The organism is Marinobacter gelidimuriae, assembly GCF_000372805.1.
Taxonomy (GTDB): Bacteria; Pseudomonadota; Gammaproteobacteria; order Pseudomonadales; family Oleiphilaceae; genus Marinobacter; species Marinobacter gelidimuriae.
The window spans coordinates 103,914-123,171 of record NZ_KB889908.1; the positions used below are offsets into that span (position 1 = coordinate 103,914).

General features: G+C 54.6%; 20 protein-coding genes, 1 rRNA gene and 1 other RNA gene. 3 read left to right on the forward strand and 19 right to left on the reverse strand.

The genetic code is table 11. The features are described 5' to 3' along the window. The 6 genes from A3OI_RS0114000 to rsmI all read right to left on the reverse strand — a co-directional run bounded on the left by A3OI_RS0114000 (position 1) and on the right by rsmI (position 5,242). A complete protein-coding gene (locus tag A3OI_RS0114000) occupies positions 1–1,746 on the reverse strand; it encodes a peptidoglycan D,D-transpeptidase FtsI family protein (protein WP_018404883.1) in 1,746 nt (581 codons plus the stop codon). Between the two features lie 73 nt (positions 1,747–1,819). Beyond that, a complete protein-coding gene (ftsL, locus tag A3OI_RS0114005) occupies positions 1,820–2,227 on the reverse strand; it encodes a cell division protein FtsL (RefSeq protein WP_018404884.1) in 408 nt (135 codons plus the stop codon). After that, entirely contained in the window at positions 2,227–3,204 is a 978-nt protein-coding gene (rsmH, locus tag A3OI_RS0114010; RefSeq protein ID WP_018404885.1) for a 16S rRNA (cytosine(1402)-N(4))-methyltransferase RsmH, read from the reverse strand. Before rsmH ends, ftsL begins: the two co-directional genes overlap by 1 nt. Then, complete coding sequence (gene mraZ / locus A3OI_RS0114015; protein WP_007348961.1) at positions 3,201–3,650, reverse strand: division/cell wall cluster transcriptional repressor MraZ; 450 nt, start codon at positions 3,648–3,650, stop codon at positions 3,201–3,203. Before mraZ ends, rsmH begins: the two co-directional genes overlap by 4 nt. 303 nt (positions 3,651–3,953) lie before the next feature. Continuing rightward, an RNA gene (gene rnpB, locus A3OI_RS21225) (RNase P RNA component class A) lies at positions 3,954–4,310 on the reverse strand. 50 nt (positions 4,311–4,360) lie between these two features. Beyond that, positions 4,361–5,242, reverse strand: coding sequence for a 16S rRNA (cytidine(1402)-2'-O)-methyltransferase (rsmI, locus tag A3OI_RS0114020; protein WP_018404886.1), 882 nt, complete (start codon positions 5,240–5,242; stop codon positions 4,361–4,363). 68 nt (positions 5,243–5,310) lie between these two features. Here rsmI and A3OI_RS0114025 point away from each other — a divergent pair, with 68 nt between their 5' ends. The 3 genes from A3OI_RS0114025 to A3OI_RS0114035 are packed head-to-tail and all read left to right on the forward strand — an operon-like array spanning position 5,311 to position 8,288. Next, complete coding sequence (locus A3OI_RS0114025; RefSeq protein WP_228702989.1) at positions 5,311–7,296, forward strand: penicillin-binding protein activator; 1,986 nt, start codon at positions 5,311–5,313, stop codon at positions 7,294–7,296. 26 nt (positions 7,297–7,322) lie between these two features. Beyond that, positions 7,323–7,688 (forward strand): YraN family protein, encoded by a 366-nt coding sequence (locus A3OI_RS0114030; protein ID WP_018404888.1) that lies wholly within the window; start codon positions 7,323–7,325, stop codon positions 7,686–7,688. A gap of 9 nt (positions 7,689–7,697) precedes the next feature. Continuing rightward, complete coding sequence (locus A3OI_RS0114035) at positions 7,698–8,288, forward strand: D-sedoheptulose-7-phosphate isomerase (RefSeq protein ID WP_018404889.1); 591 nt, start codon at positions 7,698–7,700, stop codon at positions 8,286–8,288. Positions 8,289–8,313: 25 nt separating this feature from the next. Here A3OI_RS0114035 and A3OI_RS0114040 read toward each other — a convergent pair whose 3' ends face one another. The 13 genes from A3OI_RS0114040 to rrf all read right to left on the reverse strand — a co-directional run bounded on the left by A3OI_RS0114040 (position 8,314) and on the right by rrf (position 19,216). Continuing rightward, a complete protein-coding gene (locus A3OI_RS0114040; RefSeq protein ID WP_407635529.1) occupies positions 8,314–8,727 on the reverse strand; it encodes a ClpXP protease specificity-enhancing factor in 414 nt (137 codons plus the stop codon). Positions 8,728–8,789: 62 nt separating this feature from the next. After that, on the reverse strand, positions 8,790–9,419 hold the full coding sequence (locus tag A3OI_RS0114045; RefSeq protein ID WP_018404891.1) for a glutathione S-transferase N-terminal domain-containing protein: 630 nt from the start codon (positions 9,417–9,419) through the stop codon (positions 8,790–8,792). 107 nt (positions 9,420–9,526) lie between these two features. Next, the gene (locus tag A3OI_RS0114050) at positions 9,527–10,282 is read right to left on the reverse strand and encodes a cytochrome c1 (protein ID WP_018404892.1); all 756 of its coding nucleotides are present in this window, start codon (positions 10,280–10,282) and stop codon (positions 9,527–9,529) included. Next, on the reverse strand, positions 10,282–11,514 hold the full coding sequence (locus A3OI_RS0114055; protein ID WP_018404893.1) for a cytochrome b: 1,233 nt from the start codon (positions 11,512–11,514) through the stop codon (positions 10,282–10,284). Before A3OI_RS0114055 ends, A3OI_RS0114050 begins: the two co-directional genes overlap by 1 nt. Further along, positions 11,514–12,107 carry a ubiquinol-cytochrome c reductase iron-sulfur subunit gene (petA, locus tag A3OI_RS0114060; protein ID WP_018404894.1) on the reverse strand — a complete coding sequence of 198 codons (594 nt, stop codon included), beginning with the start codon at positions 12,105–12,107 and terminating at the stop codon, positions 11,514–11,516. The genes A3OI_RS0114055 and petA overlap by 1 nt, the downstream gene beginning before the upstream one ends. Before the next feature lie 240 nt (positions 12,108–12,347). Next, complete coding sequence (rpsI, locus tag A3OI_RS0114070) at positions 12,348–12,740, reverse strand: 30S ribosomal protein S9 (protein WP_007348971.1); 393 nt, start codon at positions 12,738–12,740, stop codon at positions 12,348–12,350. 12 nt (positions 12,741–12,752) lie between these two features. After that, the gene (gene rplM, locus A3OI_RS0114075; RefSeq protein ID WP_018404896.1) at positions 12,753–13,181 is read right to left on the reverse strand and encodes a 50S ribosomal protein L13; all 429 of its coding nucleotides are present in this window, start codon (positions 13,179–13,181) and stop codon (positions 12,753–12,755) included. Between the two features lie 182 nt (positions 13,182–13,363). Further along, a complete protein-coding gene (locus tag A3OI_RS0114080; RefSeq protein ID WP_018404897.1) occupies positions 13,364–14,173 on the reverse strand; it encodes a TatD family hydrolase in 810 nt (269 codons plus the stop codon). A 36-nt stretch (positions 14,174–14,209) separates the two neighbouring features. Beyond that, positions 14,210–15,799, reverse strand: coding sequence for a peptide chain release factor 3 (gene prfC / locus A3OI_RS0114085; protein WP_018404898.1), 1,590 nt, complete (start codon positions 15,797–15,799; stop codon positions 14,210–14,212). Positions 15,800–15,886: 87 nt separating this feature from the next. Next, entirely contained in the window at positions 15,887–16,375 is a 489-nt protein-coding gene (rimI, locus tag A3OI_RS0114090; RefSeq protein WP_018404899.1) for a ribosomal protein S18-alanine N-acetyltransferase, read from the reverse strand. Positions 16,376–16,378: 3 nt separating this feature from the next. Next, positions 16,379–17,299: a 2-isopropylmalate synthase gene (locus A3OI_RS0114095; RefSeq protein WP_018404900.1), complete on the reverse strand. Its 921-nt coding sequence runs from the start codon at positions 17,297–17,299 to the stop codon at positions 16,379–16,381. Between the two features lie 40 nt (positions 17,300–17,339). Continuing rightward, positions 17,340–18,890 (reverse strand): 2-isopropylmalate synthase, encoded by a 1,551-nt coding sequence (locus tag A3OI_RS0114100; protein ID WP_018404901.1) that lies wholly within the window; start codon positions 18,888–18,890, stop codon positions 17,340–17,342. A gap of 212 nt (positions 18,891–19,102) precedes the next feature. Then, positions 19,103–19,216, reverse strand: a 5S ribosomal RNA gene (rrf, locus tag A3OI_RS0114105). Between the last annotated feature and the right edge of the window lie 42 nt (positions 19,217–19,258).

Here is a 19,258-nt window from a genome sequence, read left to right on the forward strand (position 1 = left end):
TTAGCTCCTCTCCCCGCTGGCGGATGAAGGTGCTGGCGGCCGCGGCGCACTGCTGTGCACTATATCCAACTCCGGTTTGACATTAAGCAACCGCAAGGCATCGCTCATCACTCGTGCAAACACCGGCGCAGCCACTTCACCGCCGTAATACTCGCCAGACTGAGGCGCATCCACCGCCACGATTGTGACGATTCGCGGGTTATCAATGGGTGCCATGCCGGCAAAAATGGCCTTGTACTGGCCGTCTTCGTAACCTTGGGCACCCACCAAGTGAACCGTGCTGGTTTTACCTCCGGCAGAATAGAACCCCGGTTGCGCGCGCTTGCCGGTACCGCGAGTGACAACGTCACTGAGCATGCTGCGAATCTTTGCTGTTACCTCCTCTGACACCACGCGCTGGCCGGTCGGCGCATGATCCAACTTCAACAAGCTCAACGGATAGCGCACGCCACCGTTGGCAATGACCATATAAGCTTGGGCCAACTGCAGCGCATTTACGCTAAGCCCGTAACCGTAAGACAGCGTGGCCTCTGCCGCCGGGCGCCATTTAACAGGCGATGGCAGAACCCCGACAGCTTCACCCGGAAAGCCAATGCCAGTCGGCTGACCCAGGCCGACCCGGGCGTAAAAATCGCGAATCACCTGGCCGCCAATCTCGGTGGCAATCTTGCTCATGCCTACGTTGCTGGACTTCACAACGATATCCGTCAGACTCAAAACGCCGTAGTTACCGCTGTCACGAATGGTAAAACGGCCAAAACGGCGAAAACCCGGGGACGTATCAATCTGGTTGCCGATCGTGTACTGACCCGTTTCCAGCGCCGCAGCCATAGCCAGTGGCTTCATCGCAGAACCCGGTTCAAACAGATCGGTAATGGCTTTGTTGCGAAGATTTTCCCCCGCCAACTGACTGCGGTCATTAGGGTTATAGGAGCCCTGGTTCACCATCGCCAGCACTTCGCCACTGTTCGCATCCAGCATCACAAGAGTGCCACCGCGGGCGTTGTGCGCGCTGACGACCGCTTTCAATTCGCGGTAAGCCAAATATTGCAGGCGCAAGTCGATGCTTAACGTCAACTCGCCACCCGGACGGGCATCACGAATCAGCGTCAAATTTTTGATCAGCCGACCACGGTTGTCTTTCAACACCCGCTTACGCCCAGGCTCTCCAGACAAAACCCGATTGTAAGCCAGCTCAATACCTTCCTGACCGCTTTCATCGATGTTGGTAAAGCCAACAACGTGCGCGGTGACTTCTCCAGCAGGGTAGTAGCGCTTGTATTCCTGGCGGGAGTAGACTCCGCCGATATCCAGAGCCATGGCTTTACGCGCCAGTTCAGGCTGAATTTTCCGGCGAAGATAAATAAATTCCCGCGTGACATAGTCAGTCAATCGCTGACGCAGAGTCGCTTCGTTAAGCTGAAGCAAGCGGGCAAGGTTGACGATACGCGGATCTTTCGCGTCCATCTCCGATGGATTCATCCAAAGCGTCTGTACCGGCGTACTAACTGCCAGTGGTTCACCGTAACGGTCGGAAATAACGCCGCGATGAGCGTCAATACTTTCTACGCGAATCGTCCGAACGTCGCCCTGCTGGCGCAGAAAATCGTTGTCGATGACGTGTAAATCCACTAAACGCACGGAAATAGCACCAATCACCAGTATAAATGCGCCCAATACAAAGCCATAGCGCCAGTTAGCGGCGATGCGCTGACTCCATGTAGCTGTGGCTTGCGGGTTGGACACGTTAGCGATTCCTGCTCAAGGTTCTGTTCATTATCAAGCGGCCTAATGACACGCTTTGGCAGCTACGTGAAAATCAGTAGGATCGTTTTGCTGGCACCAGAAGCGGCACCAACACAATGTCCTGGCGCCCGGGAACAACCATATCGAAACGCGTGGACGCCAAGCTTTCAACACGCCCGTAAGCACTCAACGCACTTTGTTCCAACAGCAGCTGGCTCCATTCTCGTTGGAAATCGTCACGCTCTTCATGCAGTTGTGACAGCCCGTTGAACAGCACGCGATTTTTGTGGGCACTCACCACCACACCAATGGCAGAAGCCAGCAACATAATCACAAGCACCAGCGAGACCAAAACGTTGCTTTGCCGTGTTGCAACGAACACCTGGCCGGAAATGCGCAGCGCAGACGCTACGCCACTCCTCACCACTTTGGTATTCAAGCGGCGAGTTTGCACCCGCTCTTCGATAGCCACAGCGCCCATCAGATTTTCTCCTGTGCAATGTCTGCGCGACGTTCCAACACCCGCATTACTGCGCTGCGGGCTCTTACGTTATCGCTCACCTCGTCAGACGCCGCCTTGCTGGCTTTACCAATAAGACGATACGCCGATGACTCTTCGGCTGCGGTGACCGGAATACCCTTTGGCATCTGCGGACCGCGCGCCAGATCACGCATAAAACGCTTCACCAACCGGTCTTCCAGCGAGTGAAAACTGATCACTACCAAACGGCCACCGGGGGCCAGTTTCTCGGCAGCTGCCCTCAAGCCAAGCTCCAGATCTTCCAGTTCGCGGTTGATAAAAATGCGAATAGCCTGAAATGTCCGGGTTGCCGGATGCTTGTGTTTTTCCTTTTTTGGTACCGCCTTAGCCACCAGTTCTGCCAATTCCAGGGTGGTGCTGATCGGCGCTTCTGCACGGCGCTCCACGATCAGCCGGGCAATACGGCGGGAGAATCGTTCTTCACCGTATTTAAAAATAACGTCAGCAATCACTTTTTCATCAGCACTGGCCAGCCACTCTGCGGCACTGGGCGCTTGCCGAGGATTCATTCGCATGTCCAGTGGGCCCTGGCGCATAAAACTAAAACCACGAGAGGCATCGTCCAGCTGTGGCGAAGACACACCTAAATCCATCAATACGCCTTCAACCTGAGGCCACTGCGCCTGTTCCAGCGCCTGACCCAGGTCGGCAAACGAGCCATGGAAAACATTAAAACGTGAATCTGCCGCCGCCAGAGTACGAGATTCATCGATGGCCTGCGGGTCTTTATCGATACCCAGCAGCACGCCATTTTCAGCCAGGCGTTCAAGAATCATGCGGCTGTGGCCGCCACGGCCAAACGTAGCGTCAACGTAGCGGCCGCCACTATCGGTCAGCAATAAATCTACCGCTGAGTCCAACAATACCGAGCGATGCGAGAACGAACCCGCAGCGCCATCCGTCGACGTCAGCGTCACAGCGACAAGTCCTTCATGGCGTCAGTCATCTCTTCGGCGTCAGGAGGTGTGTCCAGCAAATGGTTCCAGCTTTCCTCGCTCCACAATTCCAGCTTTTTACCCTGGCCTATTAACATCAGTTTTTTCTCCAGCCGGGCGTATTGTCTGAGCGTGGGTGGAATCAAAACCCGGCCTGCCGAATCCAGTTCCATTTGCGCGGCATTACCCAGCACCAGCCGCTGCAAGCGTAATGCTGCCCTGCTCATGTTGGGAAGCGCTTCTATGGCGGGACGCAATTCATCCCACACAGATTGCGGATACAGCCGCAGACAACGGTCAGCGTCTGCAACCGTCAATATAAAACGGCCGCCACAGACCTGAATGAGCTCCTCGCGCACTTTGGCAGGGATCGCCAAGCGACCCTTAGCGTCCATATTGATCGCATGACTGCCAAAAAAATTACTCATTAGCCCTGTCTCTGGGGTTTGAAACCACTATAAACCACTATAAACCACTTTTTCCCACTTATGCACACTATAGGAACACGTACCCTACAATGCAAGCGTCGACTATGAGATCCAATATTAAAAAGTGTCTTTTAAGACAAGGAGTTACAAACAGAGCTGAAGGGAAACTGCCAGATTAAACTTAAGAAAACAAATAAAATCAAATACCTGCATCGAACACCGCAGACTGTAGTTGAGGTGTAAGATCTTTTGGCTATTACTCGCACAAAGGCGATTAAACGGGGGATTAAAAGAGGGGCGAAAAAATCGAGCTCGCCGGTAAGCCGGGTTCTGTCGTGGACAGTCATTCATCTAGGGCCTGCGTCACCACAGGCCTCAAGCAACCTACCCGAGTCCAGCGCGGGCCACGCCAACGGACTCCTATTTGGTCTTGCTCCAGGTGGGGTTTACCATGCCGTGAACTGTTGCCAGCCACGCGGTGCGCTCTTACCGCACCCTTTCACCCTTACCGGCCACCGGACGAATCCGCTGGCTTAGGCGGTCTACTCTCTGCTGCACTTTCCGTCGGCTCACGCCGCCCAGGCGTTACCTGGCACCTTACCCTATGGAGCCCGGACTTTCCTCCCCCGGTAAAACGGCGGCGACTGTCTGGCGAGCTCGGCGCCGACAATAGCGCGGCGCCGCAGCCCATGCAAGCAAAAGCGCAGCGCTCAGCCACCACTTTTAATATGCAAGGCGCGCTGGTAAAGCTCGTTCTTCTTGCGGCCGGTAATCTCCGCCACCATTTTCGCCGCAGTCTTAACTGGCAATTCGGTCAACAAAATCGTTAATAGGCGATCGGTGTCCAGCGTTGTCTGCTCACTATCCGGCTTTGGAGCTGCGCCGTGAATCATCACCACAAACTCACCGCGACTGCCGTGGGGGTCTTGCTGCAATTTGGCCAGCACCTGCTCGGCTGTGCCGTTATAAAAGGTTTCAAACGCCTTGGTCAGCTCCCGCCCCAGCACCAGCTCCCGGCCTGCGCCCATTACCGCAATGACATCAGCAATTGTATCGGTGATGCGATGGGGTGACTCATACAGCACCAGAGTTGACGTTTCGGCCTGCAGCGATTCCAGCACCGAACGACGGCCGGAACCTTTGGCCGGCAAAAAGCCGATAAACTGAAAACGATCGGTGGGCAGGCCACTGGCGCTCAAGGCTGCTACCAGAGCACAAGCACCGGGTATAGGGCTAACCTGAAAACCTTGGACTCGGGCTTCGCGCACCAAAATAAAACCGGGATCTGAAATCAATGGCGTTCCGGCATCCGAAATCAAAGCCACGCTGCGGCCTGCCCCTAGCTCGGCGAGTATCCGACTGTGTTGGTCACGCTCGTTGTGATCGTGTAGCGCCATCATTGGTTTGTGCAAGCCCAAGTGCTGCAACAGGCGCCCGCTGTGGCGCGTATCTTCAGCGGCAATCAGGTCTACCGTTGCCAGGGTTTTTACCGCACGCGTCGATAAGTCGTCCAGATTACCAATGGGCGTTGCGACAATATAAAGCACCCCGGCGCTAGTGGCTTGAGCCTTGTCTGCGTGCTTTGTAACCATCGTGTTAACCGCCTTGCCCGCAAAAGCGAGACTGTGTGCATGAACCCGCGCGCTTACAGAAGCGCGGCATGACACTTACTTCATGTGAATTAATGCCGGAACTGCTAAACTTTGCGGGTTTTTCTCCCAAGCTTAACCACCCGGAGCACGCTGAGCCAGCTATGACTAACAAGCGCCTTGCCCACCCCGCCATTGTCGGCCTATTGGCCGCTATTCTGCTAACCGCCGGCTGCGCAGGGGTTGATCTGCAGTCCCAGGTCGTTAACACACCAGCGCAAGCTCTGGAGCTGGCCAGCCAGGAGCGCAATCAAGATACAGCACAACGCTACCTGCTGCGCATCGCCAGCCGCTTTCAGCAGCAGGGTGATCATCAGGGAGCGCGCAAGCTACTGCAAAGCGGGCAATTGGCGCAACCCCTACCCGAACTGGCCAGCCAGAAACGATTGTTGGCCATGAACGGCGCGGTGACGCTGAAAGACCAAGCGTGGGCACAGCAGATTACCGCAAACCTTAGCATCAACAGCTTTATGGAGGTAACGCCAGAGCTGCTTAATCGCGCCGGTAGCCTGCAGGCGCAGACGCTCGCGCTGGCGGGCAATCCGCTGGAAGCCGCCAAAACCTTGATCGCCCTGGCCCAGGCTGACAGCAGCGCCAACGCACAACCGCTGCACGATCGCATCTGGCAATTGTTAAAAACCGTCAGCGACACGCAACTTAGTAGCGCCGACACTCGCGAAATAGGCTACGAGACCCAAGGCTGGCTGGAACTGGCAACGCAGGTGAGATCACCAGGCACGGGCTTCGACGAGCAGGGCCGGACTATCCGGCGCTGGCAGTCAAACTGGCCAGGTCATCCTGCTGCCCAGCTACTGCCATCTGAGCTGAAGCTGATTGCCGGCCTTGCTGCCAGCCGGCCTGAGCAGATTGTTCTGGCACTGCCCCTGAACGGCCCACTGACCACCGCCGGTAAAGCCATACGAGACGGTTTTCTGGCCGCCTACTTCAGCGATACGTCCGTTGACCGCGAAGCCACGCGAATACGGGTTGTCGACAGCAAACAGAAGCCTTTTGGAGAATTGTATCAAGAACTGGCGAAGCAGCCAGTAGACCTGTTGGTAGGCCCGCTGGATAAAGACGCTCTGGCCGAACTGGGCAAATTGCCCAGTCTGCCCCTGCAAACACTGGCCCTTAACTATTTGCCCACGGGCGTCAGTGCCCCCGCAGGACTGTACCAGTTTGGCTTGTCCGCTGAAGATGAAGCCCGGCAAATTGCGAATAGGCTGGGCGCTGAGGGGCTTAAACGCATACTGGTGATCATTCCCAGTGGCGAATGGGGCAACCGCGTAGAATCCGCCTTGATCGAACAGATGGCCAAACATGGCGGGCGCGTTATTGGCATCCAGAGGTTTTTGCGAGAGGACAACCTGCGCGCGGTTACTGCCGACCTGCTGGGCATCAACACTTCCCGCGACCGCGCTATTGATGTGGAACGCACCATAGGCCTCAATATTGAGTTCGAAGCGCGGCGTCGCCAGGATGCCCAGGCCATTGTGATGGTGGCCGAACCTGATACCGCACGCCAACTGAACCCCCTGTTTGCGTTTTACTTCGCCGGCGATCTGCCTGTTTACGCACCCTCTATTGTTTACGCCGGCACCCCTGCGCCTGGCCGCGACCGCGACCTGAACGGGGTGATCTTTACCGACATACCCTGGGTACTGGACGAAAAAAGTCCTCTCCGGGATGAAGCCGGCAGCCAACTTCCGGGCGCCACGCGCGGACAGCTAGGCCGCCTGTTTGCCATGGGCGCAGACGCTTGGCACTTAAGCAAACGCCTGCCGCTGCTCAAGCAGGTTCCAGAAGCCACTATTGACGGCCAAACCGGTGTACTGACAATGACGCCCTCCGGCAGCATTCGCCGTTATCAGCGCTGGGCCCGCTTTAGTTCCGGCAACGTCGAACTGCTGCCAGCAATACCTGCCAGCTTACCCAAGGCAGAAACCAACGCTAACCAGCCCCAGGCCAAGCCGGCGATTGCCGGGGGCGCACTCTGATCACCTGACAAAGGACAGATAAAGCCATGGATGGCAAACGCAAAATCGGCGATCACTACGAAGGGGTAGCGGCACGCTACCTGGCCAGTCATGGCGTAAGAATTCTGGCGCGAAATGTTTACAATCGCGGCGGAGAAATCGACCTGATCGGCCAGGATGGCACTACATTGGTATTTTTTGAGGTTCGTTATCGCCGCGCCGGCAGCTTGGTCGGGGCGGCTGAATCTATTACCTGGCGTAAACAGCAACGTCTGATTCAAGCGGCGCGCTTTTATTTGCACCGCCACCAACTGAGCAATACCGACAGCCGTATTGACGTTATTGCTATTGGTCCGGGTAGCCTAAAAAAATACCGGGTACAATGGCTTAAAAACGCACTACAGGCAGGATGATTTCAACCCATGACCGATTCTGCACAAGAGATCAACCAGCGGTTTGCCAGCCATATGGAACATACCGCTATGGCAGCAAGTATGGCCACCGAAAATATTGAAGCCATGGCTGACGCTTTTGTAAATGTATTATTACAAGACGGAAAAATCGTGACCTGCGCCAACGGCAGCGCCAACGTGCTAGCGCAGTATTTTTGCACCGCATTTCTGAACCGCTTCGAACAAGACCGCCCCGCCTTGCCGGCTATCAATCTGGGCGCAGACGCCACTACCTACTCGGCAATCTGTCGGGACAACCGCTTTAACAACACTTTTTCGCGCCAGATCCGCGCCGTGGGCAAGCCCGGCGACCTTCTATTTCTAATTGTAGACGACGGCCACAAGGCGAATCTTATTCAAGCCATTCAGGCCGCACACGATCGTGACATGAGCGTTGCCGTCTTGAGCGCCCGTGAAAAATCCGATATTACGTCTTTATTGGATCCGCAAGATCATGAAATCGCATTGAACAATCTCAGCCCAAGCGATGCCATGCCGATACTGATGCTGCTCATCAACGTTCTGTGTGCCAGAGTTGATAGTAAGCTGTTCGGTGGTTAATAATGGCTGGTCCGAGCGGACAACTCTATTTAACAACCTTTAGAGTCGGACGACCGCTCGGGCGATCCTCCTTGGGCTTGGAGCCACCGGCGTTACGGGTCTCACCTGTGCCATTCGGATCTGGCATGCCAGGTTCGGAACCAAACACCATACCTTCGCCATTTTCTTTGGCGTAAATAGCGATCACCGCCTGCAATGGCACAAATACTTGCATGGGCACACCACCAAAACGGGCGTTGAATTCCAAAGCACTATTGCCAATAACCAAAGACTTAACCGCACCAGGGCTGATGTTGAGCACGATCTGGCCATTCGCCACGTGCTCATTCGGAACCTGCACACCCTGGATCCCGGCGTCAACCACGATGTAAGGCGTGCAATCGTTGTCCAGAACCCACTCGTTCAACGCCCGCACCAAATATGGGCGACTGGAGCTCATGGTAGTTTTTACATCGGCCACTGCGACTCTCCTGCTGCTGCGACTGGCGTATTAATCACTGCTTAGCTACGAATGTCTTCTTCAAGGTCAGACAGGCTGGCCTTGAAACCTTCGCGACTAAAAATGCTCTTCATGTACTTATCCAGCGGCTTAGCCTGCTTGTCGTCCAGCTCAATACCCAGAGCCGGCAAACGCCACAGAATCGGCGCAATACAGCAATCCACGATGGTAAATTCTTCCGACAGAAAAAACGGCCTCTCACCGAATACCGGCGCAGTGGCCAGCAGGCTTTCGCGCAATTCCTTACGCGCGACTTCCGAAGCCTTGGCATTGGGCTGGGCCACAATCTGATCGACCTTGACACACCAGTCGCGCTGAATCCGATGAATCATCAGGCGGCTGTTAGCACGGGCAACCGGGTAAACCGGCAGCAACGGCGGATGAGGAAAACGCTCATCCAGATATTCCATCATGATATTGGGCTCGTAAAGCACAAGATCCCTATCCACCAGTGTCGGCAACGCGTTGTACGGGTTGAGGTCAGCAAGCTCGGCCGGAGGGTTATCCGGATCCACATCTACGATATCAACGGTAACGCCCTTCTCAGCCAATACAATGCGAACCCTGTGGCTATAATGGCTCGCGGGGTCTGAAAAAAACGTCATCGACGACCGCTTGGTCACAACGCCCATAGCACTACCTCATGATTAATCAAAAAATTGACCCTGAAAAACGCAAAAAGCCCAGCGAGCCAATTACAGCTCGCTGAAGCTAACAGCAGTGAATTGTACCCTATTTCTTAGTGTACGTCCTTCCAGTACTCACGGTTGAGCAGGTAGGCGAACACAAAGAAAATCGCGACGAAGATCAGCACAAAAACACCAAGGCGTTCACGCTCCACCTTGACCGGGTCCGCCATATAAGACATGAAGTTGGTCAAATCGTACATGGCACGGTCAAACTCGGCCGCTTCCATACTGCCTTCGATCGCATAGCTGGGGCAGATATCTGCATTATTGATGTTGCCACTGAGCGGCTCAACCGACGCTTCCACGCCAATATTTGGCTTGACCGCACACAAGCCCTGTAGCTCAACCAGTACGTGGGGCATACCCACGGCTGCAAACACGACGTTGTTAACGCCCAGCGGGCGGCTGTCGTCCTTGTAAAAGCCTCGCAGGTAAGAATACACCCAGCTTTCACCGCGCAGACGGGTTTCCAGCGTCAGATCCGGAGGCGGCGCACCAAACCAGTCAGCGGCCATGTCCTTGTTCATGGCGTTTTTCATCAATTCACCAATATTTGCACCGGTGAAAATCAGATTTTCCGTGTACAGATCAACCGGAATTTCCAGATCGTCCGCCACGCGCTTATAGCGGGCGTACTCCATGGAATGACAGCCCATGCAATAGTTAGTGAACATTGCCACACCGCGCTGTAATGACGCTTTATCGGTGTGATCGGTTTTGATGTGGTCCAGTGGCACGGCGCCACCCGCTGCCAGCCCAAGTGCCGGCAGGATGACCATGAAAAGACCAAGAATCAGCTTTTTCATTATCCTGTCACCCTCTCTGGAACTGGCTTGGTTTTCTCCATGCGCGTATAGAACGGCATAAGAATGAAGAAAAGGAAGTAACACACGGTCAGAATCTGAGCGGCTATGGTACGGCCTTCAGTCGTCGATACCAGGCCAAGATAGCCCAGAATAACGAAGCTGATGACAAAAATAGCCAACGCCACACGGCTCATCCAGCCTTTATAACGCATGGAGCGAACCGGACTACGGTCCAGCCAAGGCACAACAAACAGTATGGCGATTGCACCACCCATAATCACGACACCCCAGAATTTCGCAGGCAGCCCGAGGAAGTCAATAGTGACCGCGCGCAACATGGCGTAAAACGGCGTGAAGTACCATACGGGGGCAATGTGAGCAGGCGTCTTCAGCGGGTTGGCGGGCTCAAAGTTCGGTGCTTCAATGAACAGGCCACCCATCTCCGGGAAGAAGAACACCACAATAAAGAAGATGAAAAAGAACACGCCCACACCCATCAAATCATGAACGGTGTAGTAAGGGTGGAACGGGATGCCATCTTTCGGGATACCGTTTTCGTCTTTGTTCTTCTTGATGTCGATGCCGTCAGGGTTGTTCGAACCCACTTCGTGCAGTGCCAGGATGTGCAGCACTACCAGCCCAAGCAAAACGATGGGTAAGGCCACAACGTGCAGAGCGAAGAAGCGGTTCAGGGTAATACCCGAAATCAGGTAGTCACCACGAATCCACAGCGACAGATCTTCACCAATCACCGGAATAGCACCAAACAGGTTCACAATTACCTGCGCGCCCCAGTAAGACATCTGGCCCCAGGGAAGCAAATAACCCATAAAGGCTTCGGCCATCAGCACCAGATAGATCAGCATGCCAAAGAGCCAGATCAATTCACGGGGCTTTTGGTACGAGCCGTACATCAGGCCGCGGAACATGTGCAGGTAAACAACAATGAAGAACGCCGAGGCTCCGGTAGAGTGCAGATACCTCAACAGCCAGCCCCACTGCACATCACGCATGATGTACTCAACGGAGGCAAAAGCGCCTTCACCGGAAGGATTGTAACTCATAGTCAACCAGATACCGGTGACCAGCTGATTTACCAGCACCAGCATGGCCAACGATCCGAAGAAATACCACATGTTGAAGTTCTTCGGCGCGTAATACTTCGCCAGGTGTTTGTTCCAGGCATCAACAACCGGGAGACGCTCGTCTACCCATTGTAAAAGTTTTGACATTACGCTGCCTCCGGATCAAGACCAAGGGTGATGACCATTTCATCATCATAGCGATAAGGCGGAACCTCAAGATTGAGAGGCGCAGGCTGGGAGAGGTACACGCGCCCTGCCATGTCGTAACGGGAACCATGACACGGGCAGAACAGACCACCAAGCCACTCTTCGCCCAAATCTGCGGGCGCCACGTCAGGCCGGTATGAAGGCACGCAACCCAAATGGGTGCACAAACCAACCAGCACAGCAAACTCTGGCTTGACTGAGCGATAGACATCGCTGGCATATTCCGGCTGTTGCGGCTCTACAGACTGAGGATCTCTTACCTTATCGTTGAGCTGCTCAATATTGCTCAGCATCTCTTCTGTACGACGGATAATCCACACTGGTTTACCCCGCCACGCGACAGTGATCTGCTGACCCGGCTCAACTTTCTCAATATTGACGGTTACCGGTGCGCCCGCGGCTTCCGCTTTGGCACTGGGATTCCAGGACGCCACAAAAGGTACAGCTGCACCAACGACGCCAACTCCGCCGACCGCAGCCGTAGCACCGACTAAAAACCGGCGCCGACCATGGCTTACGTCGCCATTTTTCATTATGGTTTTCTCCCATCAGGCGATGGCACAGGCCGCAGAATATGTCGGCGATGCGCATCAAAAAGGACTTCACAACCCAAAATTATAAGCGCACAAATAGTAATGAAATTACCACTTCCTTACAAGTCGGAAAGCCGCTACAGCAGCTTCTTACCATGCGCCAAGTCAATTTGGTTGCGAGTTACACAGCCAAAAAAACCCGACAATAAGCCGGGTTTTTGTGTCTGCTCCAGCAAAAAATTAACGCTTGGAGAACTGAGGACGCTTACGCGCCTTGCGCAGACCCACTTTCTTACGCTCAACTTCACGGGCGTCACGGGTTACATAACCCGCTTTGCGCATGGCTGGACGCAATGTTTCATCGTATTCCATCAAAGCGCGTGTCAAACCGTGGCGAATAGCGCCGGCTTGACCACTGATACCACCGCCTTTTACCGTGACGTTGATATCAAAACGATCCACAGACTCGGCAACAACCAAAGGCTGACGCACGATCATACGCAAGGTTTCACGACCGAAGAATTCTTCGATGGTGCGACCGTTGATTGAAATACTACCGCTTCCCGGCTTGATAAATACACGAGCCGTTGAGGTTTTGCGGCGACCGGTACCGTAATTTTGTGCTACAGACATATCCGCCTTCCGTTAAATGTCGAGTTCTTTGGGCTGCTGGGCTGCGTGAGGGTGCTCAGCGCCGGCATAGGTTTTCAGCTTCAGGAACATGGCGCGACCAAGCGGACCCTTCGGAAGCATGCCTTTGACAGACTTCTGGATGATTTGCTCAGGGGCCTTTTCGATCAACTTCTCAAAGCTGATGGATTTGATTCCACCCGGAAAGCCGGTATGGCTGTAGTACATCTTGTCAGATGCCTTCTTGCCGGTAACCCGCACCTGGCTGGCGTTGATAACAATAATATAATCGCCAGTGTCTACATGGGGGGTGTACTCAGGCTTATGCTTGCCCCGCAGACGAAGGGCGATTTCGGTTGAAAGACGACCCAGCGTCTTGCCGGCTGCGTCTACAACGTACCAGTCACGTTTTACAGTTTCTGGTTTCGCACTCAGAGTCTTCATTGATTCCGCCTTGAACGCTATAAAATAATCGTTAAAACCTGCTTTAAGCTGAAAATAACAGCAGCAGATTTCTCTACCTGTTGGTTGCGCTGAACTGTTCGGGGCTGAGACAGTATCAACGCCTTGAAAAGCCAGGTCGCGAATTATACTTTAGGCCGCAAAAAAATCCAACCCCGATATCGTCAGTTTCGGTAATCACCCAGTTGCGACCCACAAAGCTCCGCTTGTAGCGCAGAACCATAGAGTCGACAGCTATTTTCGAGCAGGACAGCTGCTAATTCGGGCTCGTCTACGCCACGCAGTAGAGCCAGTTCTCGCAGTATATCCGGCAGATACTGCGGAGAGTCCTGGCCGTGCCGAACACCGGCCGGTGCCATATCAGGTGCGTCCGTCTCTAAAACCAAAGCAGAGGCAGGGACACGCGTTAACGTGTCGCGTGTTTTACCGCCCTTGGCGTGAGTAATCACACCACCCACCCCTAACATACAGCCCAGATCTATCAATTTTACCGCTTGCTGATAGCTACCGGAAAAGCCGTGAACCAACGCATTACCCGTCCAATTCGCCGCCTTTAATACCTCGACCACTTCATCATGGGCTTTAACGGAGTGGATCACCAGCGCTCGCCGATACTCGGCGGCAATTCTCACCTGGGCTTCAAACCATGGCATCTGCTCGCTCAGGCTACCCCGAAGCCGATCTAGCCCGCACTCACCAACACCCACACATAGCTCGCTCGCGTTAGTCAAGTGGTCCCGCAACCGCTGCAGATCCTCAGGGCCATGTTCGTCAATATACCAAGGGTGAATACCCAAACAGTAAAAAACACCAGAATGAGCCATAGCGACTTGCTGTACTTTCGGCCAATCGGCGCAGCGAACGCCAGGTATCACCAGCCCGCCAATGCCCTGCCCACGCAATTCGCCCATCAATTGCTCGCGCCGCCCGTCAAACTGGGGGAAATCAAAATGGCAATGGACGTCAACCAGCATCACGTCGGCCTCTGAAGCGAATAGCAACGGGTAAAATCAATGCTCCCGGGTTTTATGGAACTCCACGTCGGGATAACGCTCTTGAGCCAGGCTCAAATTCACCATGGTAGGCGCAATATACGCTAGCTGATTAGCGCCATCGAGGGCCAGATTGTCGTTATTCTTGCGTTTAAACTCGTCCAGCTTGCGCTCGTCAGTGCAGGTTACCCAGCGCGCCGTGGATACATTAATCGGCTCGTAAATGGCCTCTACCTTATATTCGGTTTTCAGACGACTGACCACTACGTCAAACTGCAGCACCCCAACGGCACCGACTATCAAATCGTTGTTGCGCAACGGGCGGAATAGCTGAACAGCGCCCTCTTCTGACAGCTGAATCAGCCCTTTTTGCAGCTGTTTGGCTTTTAGCGGATCTTTCAAGCGGATGCGGCGGAACAGTTCAGGCGCAAAGTTGGGGATTCCGGTAAATTTCATGTCGACACCGGAGGTAAAGGTATCTCCCAGCTGGATCGTACCGTGGTTGTGCAAACCGATAATATCACCCGCAAATGCTTCCTCTACGCGCTCCCGATCGCCAGCCATAAAGGTAAGCGCATCAGAGAAACGAACATCTTTGCCTAGCCGCACGTGGCGCGCTTTCATTCCTGGCGCATACTGGCCTGAGACTATCCGCAAAAAGGCAACGCGGTCGCGGTGCTGTGGGTCCATGTTGGCCTGTATCTTAAATACAAAACCAGAGAAGTCTTCATCCACCGGCTGCACCAGGCGCTGGTCGGTTTGCCTTGGCTGCGGCGCAGGCGCCCATTCCACCAGCCCGTCCAGCATGTGATCCACTCCGAAATTGCCCAGCGCGGTGCCAAAAAACACCGGCGTTAACTCTCCGGCCAGAAAAGCCTGCTGATCAAATTCGTGAGACGCACCCTTAACCAACTCTACCTCGTCACGCAGCTCTGCGGCATAGCCCCCTAGGGCGGCCTCAAGCTCTGGATTGTCGAGACCTTTTATAATTCGCTCATCCTGAATCATATGGCCCTGCCCGGTGTGATACAAAATCACTTCATCCCGCAGCAGGTGGTACACCCCTTTAAAGCTCTTTCCCATGCCGATAGGCCAGGTAATGGGCGCACAGGCAATATCCAGAACTCTTTCGACTTCGTCCATCAGATCTACCGGATCACGGGTCTCTCGATCCAGTTTGTTCATGAACGTGATGATGGGCGTATCGCGCAGGCGCGTCACTTCCATCAACTTGATGGTGCGCGCCTCAACACCTTTGGCGCTGTCTATGACCATCAGGCAGGAGTCTACGGCTGTCAGGGTGCGGTAGGTGTCTTCGGAAAAGTCTTCGTGGCCCGGTGTATCCAGCAGGTTGATCAAACTGCCGTGGTAGGGAAATTGCATCACCGAGGTGGTGACGGAAATGCCCCGCTCCTTTTCCATTTCCATCCAGTCTGATTTGGCATGCTGGCCGGATTTTTTGCCTTTTACGGTGCCTGCCCTTTGAATAGCCTTACCGAACAGCAACACCTTTTCAGTAATGGTGGTTTTACCGGCGTCCGGGTGGGAAATAATCGCGAAAGTGCGACGGTTAGCCACTTCCGTTGAGAGCTGGGAAGGATTCAACATAGTCACAAGACAACCTGAATAGAAAGTGCTGAAAAGGGCATCATTATAGGGCTTAAGGCATTTATACGCGAACCCCGGTGCAGTGGCTTAGAGCAAACAGGGGCGCGTCATCACCCGAGCGTTTTCACGGCCATTGGTCGCAGGGTAATAATCCGGGCGCACACCAACCTGTTCAAAACCCTCAGAGCAATACAAGCGATAGGCGTGCCGGTTGCTATGGCGAACCTCCAGTAGCAACAGCTGCATACCGTCGTGGCCAGACCGTGCAATCAGATACTGTAACAGCCGCCGTGCGACACCCAGGCCGCGTGCCGCGGGTGCTACGCAAAGATTCAACAGGTGAGCTTCATCGTACTGATAGGTCACCACCGCGTAGCCGGCAAGCTCACCATTACGGCGCGCCGCCCACAGTCTATAAGTGGACTTGAAGCAATCTTCAAAGATGCCTGCGGACCAGGGGTTGGAATGGCAACCGCGCTCTATTTCAAGGATTGCCGGCAACTCTTCCGGATTCAAAGTGTCTATGACCAAGTCGCCCTGAGCCACCTGCTGATACGCCTTAGTTCGGTCGCCCATGACTCAGCTCACCCATTCCCTGATTGCACTCCACAGATCCCTCTTGTACTGAGGCTGCGCTGCAAGTTCGGCAAGGCTGAACCTGAAAGCCTTCAGCGGCTGCTTTAGCGTCGGCAATGCTTCCGCTAGCCAAGACGGCACGGGGCCCCCGGTATGATCAGCGCTTACCCGGTCGTCTGCATTCACACCCAGCACGATCAGATGTTGGGCGTTCAAGCCGGATAAAATCGGTTTCAAAACGCCAACCAGATCCTGTGGCTGGTTGCCAGGCACCAGAAGGTTGTTAAACACCGGCCAGTGTACGGTTACGTTCTCACTCGGCTCCTTTTCGCCGAGGCTTCGCAAAATATTGTGCGCCAGCGCTTGTTGCAACTTGGCACTGGCGTCGTTCGAGAGTGCCGCTACCAGGCTGACATTGCGGCCCTGCCACAACGCCAGGGTAACCTTTAGCGGATCGGCTGTTGGCACAACCGGGTCAGGATGGCGCATTGTTGGCGAGAGCGCCGCTGGCACAGGAGCAATTTCCACCGGCGGCGACGCGTCCATAACAGGGGCGGGCGTCGGGTCAGGAGCCAAACGGGTGCTGGCAGGAACATCTTCTACCGGGTCGGGGCGACGATTGAGCTGGGGAGCCTCGGTCTTTCCCGCTTTCATCAACGACTGCAGATCGGCAATACGGGCGGCTGCCGCGGGATCTGCCCGGCGCAACGGCTTGGCTTTCGGTAAGTGGGCCGAAGAAGGCGCGTGAACGGGCGCAGACGGGTTCCCGGCAGGCATCGGCAACACTGGAGACGTTAGAGCGCGCTCTAACGGAAACACGAATTCAGGGCTAGGCGCAGCACCCGGCAGCGGCTCGCGAGCATACCAGAGCTGCACACCGGCCATCGCCAAATAAAATTGCCGTTCCGCTTCGTGGGTTCGCATTAACATCCTGCCAAATTATTCAAACGCATCTTAATAGTTTTTATACATCTGCTTCTTGCGGATGGTGCCGTATGCCGCCCGCACTGATCAAATTCAACGCAGCTATGTAAGCTTTAGCCGAAGCAATAATGATGTCAGTATCTGCCCCTACGCCATTAACAATGCGACCACCGCGCTCAAGGCGCACCGTAACCTCACCTTGTGAATCAGTACCACTGGTGATGTTGTTCACCGAGTAAAGCTGAAGCTTGCAACCGGAATCCACCAATGACTCAATGGCTTTGAATGTCGCATCTACCGGGCCACTGCCTTCCGCCTGAACACGGTGCTCTTTGTCATCCATGGTGATCGTCAGGTCGGCTTTCGGAATCACACCGGTTTCCGAGCACACTTTCATGCACACCAACCCGAAGCGCCCTAACTGGTCTTTTTGACGGGTGTTGCTGGCAATAGCCTGCAAGTCTTCGTCAAAAATCTCGTGTTTCAGATCCGCAAGCGCTTTGAAGCGGGCAAAAGCCTCATTCAACTCGGCTTCGGTGCCAAACTGGATGCCCAGCTCTAGCAACCGCGTGCGGAATGCATTGCGGCCAGAATGCTTACCCATCACCAGGCTGTTGGTGTGCCAGCCAACGTCTTCAGCCCTCATGATTTCATAGGTTTCGCGATGCTTGAGTACGCCGTCCTGGTGAATACCGGACTCGTGGGCAAAGGCGTTGGCGCCTACAATCGCTTTGTTAGGCTGCACCGGGAAACCGGTAATGGTCGACACTAAACGGGAAGCCGGCACTATGTGGGTGGCGTCTATGCGGGTATCTAGATTGAAGTAGTCCTGGCGGGTTCGTACCGCCATCACAATCTCTTCCAGGGAGGCGTTACCAGCGCGCTCGCCCAAACCATTAATGGTGCATTCAACCTGGCGTGCGCCCTGGGACACAGCCGCCAAAGAGTTGGCAACGGCAAGCCCCAAGTCGTTGTGGCAATGAACCGAGAAAATAGCCTTGTCGGCGTTGGGAATGCGGTTCAGCAACTGAGCCATGGTGTTGCCGAACTGATGGGGTATAGCGTAACCCACTGTGTCCGGAATATTGATGGTTGTAGCACCGGCGTCAATCGCCGCCTCAATAATGCGGCACAGAAAATCCAACTCGGAACGACCCGCGTCTTCGCAGGAAAATTCCACATCGGCAACGTGATTACGCGCGCGTTTAACCGCGCGCACGGCCTGCTCTACCACCTCGTCAGGCGCCATATTCAGCTTGTGCTTCATATGGATAGGAGATGTCGCAATGAAGGTGTGAATGCGGCTGCGATTTGCCGGGCGCACAGCCTCGGCAGCCCGATCAATGTCACCATCAATGGCCCGAGCCAGACTGCATATTGTGGCGTCTTTGATGGTTTCTGCAATCGCTTTGATCGCCTCGAAATCGCCCTGACTGGCTATGGCGAAGCCGGCTTCAATGACGTCAACACGCAGTTTTTCCAATGCTTTGGCAATGCGCAGCTTTTCGGCCTTGTTCATGGTAGCGCCGGGGCTTTGCTCGCCATCGCGCAGAGTGGTGTCAAATATGACGAGGTGATCATTGGCAGGCATGCAGCAACTCCATCAGGCTTGTTAGTCGTTATGTCACAGTATATCACCAGGACAGACCAGGGACAGACTTGAAGTCTGTCCCTTACCTTTCATCGGGGACGGAATTTGCTCGGTCTTCCGCGGGGACGGATTTGAAATCCGTCCCCTATCTTCTTTTTCAGGCAAAAAAAATGCCCCGGTAGCGTGAGCCATCGGGGCATTCGGGATTAAGAGTCTGACGATGACCTACTCTCACATGGGCGAACCACACTACCATCGGCGCAGGCCTGTTTCACTTCTGAGTTCGGGATGGGATCAGGTGGTACCAGGCCGCTATGGTCGTCAGACAAAACGGTTGATCACTGGGGGATGAGATAGAACAGTGGCTT

Coding starts and splice junctions, on each gene's coding strand:
- A3OI_RS0114055 (WP_018404893.1), bottom strand. CDS start 11,514: ATGTCAAAACTTTTACAATGGGTAGACGAGCGTCTCCCGGTTGTTGAT.
- A3OI_RS0114080 (WP_018404897.1), bottom strand. CDS start 14,173: ATGCTGGTTGACGTCCATTGCCATTTTGATTTCCCCCAGTTTGACGGG.
- mraZ (WP_007348961.1), bottom strand. CDS start 3,650: ATGAGTAATTTTTTTGGCAGTCATGCGATCAATATGGACGCTAAGGGT.
- rimI (WP_018404899.1), bottom strand. CDS start 16,375: ATGGGCGACCGAACTAAGGCGTATCAGCAGGTGGCTCAGGGCGACTTG.
- A3OI_RS0114040 (WP_407635529.1), bottom strand. CDS start 8,727: ATGAGCTCCAGTCGCCCATATTTGGTGCGGGCGTTGAACGAGTGGGTT.
- rsmI (WP_018404886.1), bottom strand. CDS start 5,242: ATGGTTACAAAGCACGCAGACAAGGCTCAAGCCACTAGCGCCGGGGTG.
- petA (WP_018404894.1), bottom strand. CDS start 12,107: ATGAAAAATGGCGACGTAAGCCATGGTCGGCGCCGGTTTTTAGTCGGT.
- A3OI_RS0114100 (WP_018404901.1), bottom strand. CDS start 18,890: ATGCCTGCCAATGATCACCTCGTCATATTTGACACCACTCTGCGCGAT.
- A3OI_RS0114050 (WP_018404892.1), bottom strand. CDS start 10,282: ATGAAAAAGCTGATTCTTGGTCTTTTCATGGTCATCCTGCCGGCACTT.
- ftsL (WP_018404884.1), bottom strand. CDS start 2,227: ATGGGCGCTGTGGCTATCGAAGAGCGGGTGCAAACTCGCCGCTTGAAT.
- A3OI_RS0114035 (WP_018404889.1), top strand. CDS start 7,698: ATGACCGATTCTGCACAAGAGATCAACCAGCGGTTTGCCAGCCATATG.
- A3OI_RS0114025 (WP_228702989.1), top strand. CDS start 5,311: ATGACACTTACTTCATGTGAATTAATGCCGGAACTGCTAAACTTTGCG.
- A3OI_RS0114045 (WP_018404891.1), bottom strand. CDS start 9,419: ATGGGCGTTGTGACCAAGCGGTCGTCGATGACGTTTTTTTCAGACCCC.
- prfC (WP_018404898.1), bottom strand. CDS start 15,799: ATGTTGAATCCTTCCCAGCTCTCAACGGAAGTGGCTAACCGTCGCACT.
- rpsI (WP_007348971.1), bottom strand. CDS start 12,740: ATGTCTGTAGCACAAAATTACGGTACCGGTCGCCGCAAAACCTCAACG.
- A3OI_RS0114095 (WP_018404900.1), bottom strand. CDS start 17,299: ATGCGAACCCACGAAGCGGAACGGCAATTTTATTTGGCGATGGCCGGT.
- A3OI_RS0114030 (WP_018404888.1), top strand. CDS start 7,323: ATGGATGGCAAACGCAAAATCGGCGATCACTACGAAGGGGTAGCGGCA.
- rplM (WP_018404896.1), bottom strand. CDS start 13,181: ATGAAGACTCTGAGTGCGAAACCAGAAACTGTAAAACGTGACTGGTAC.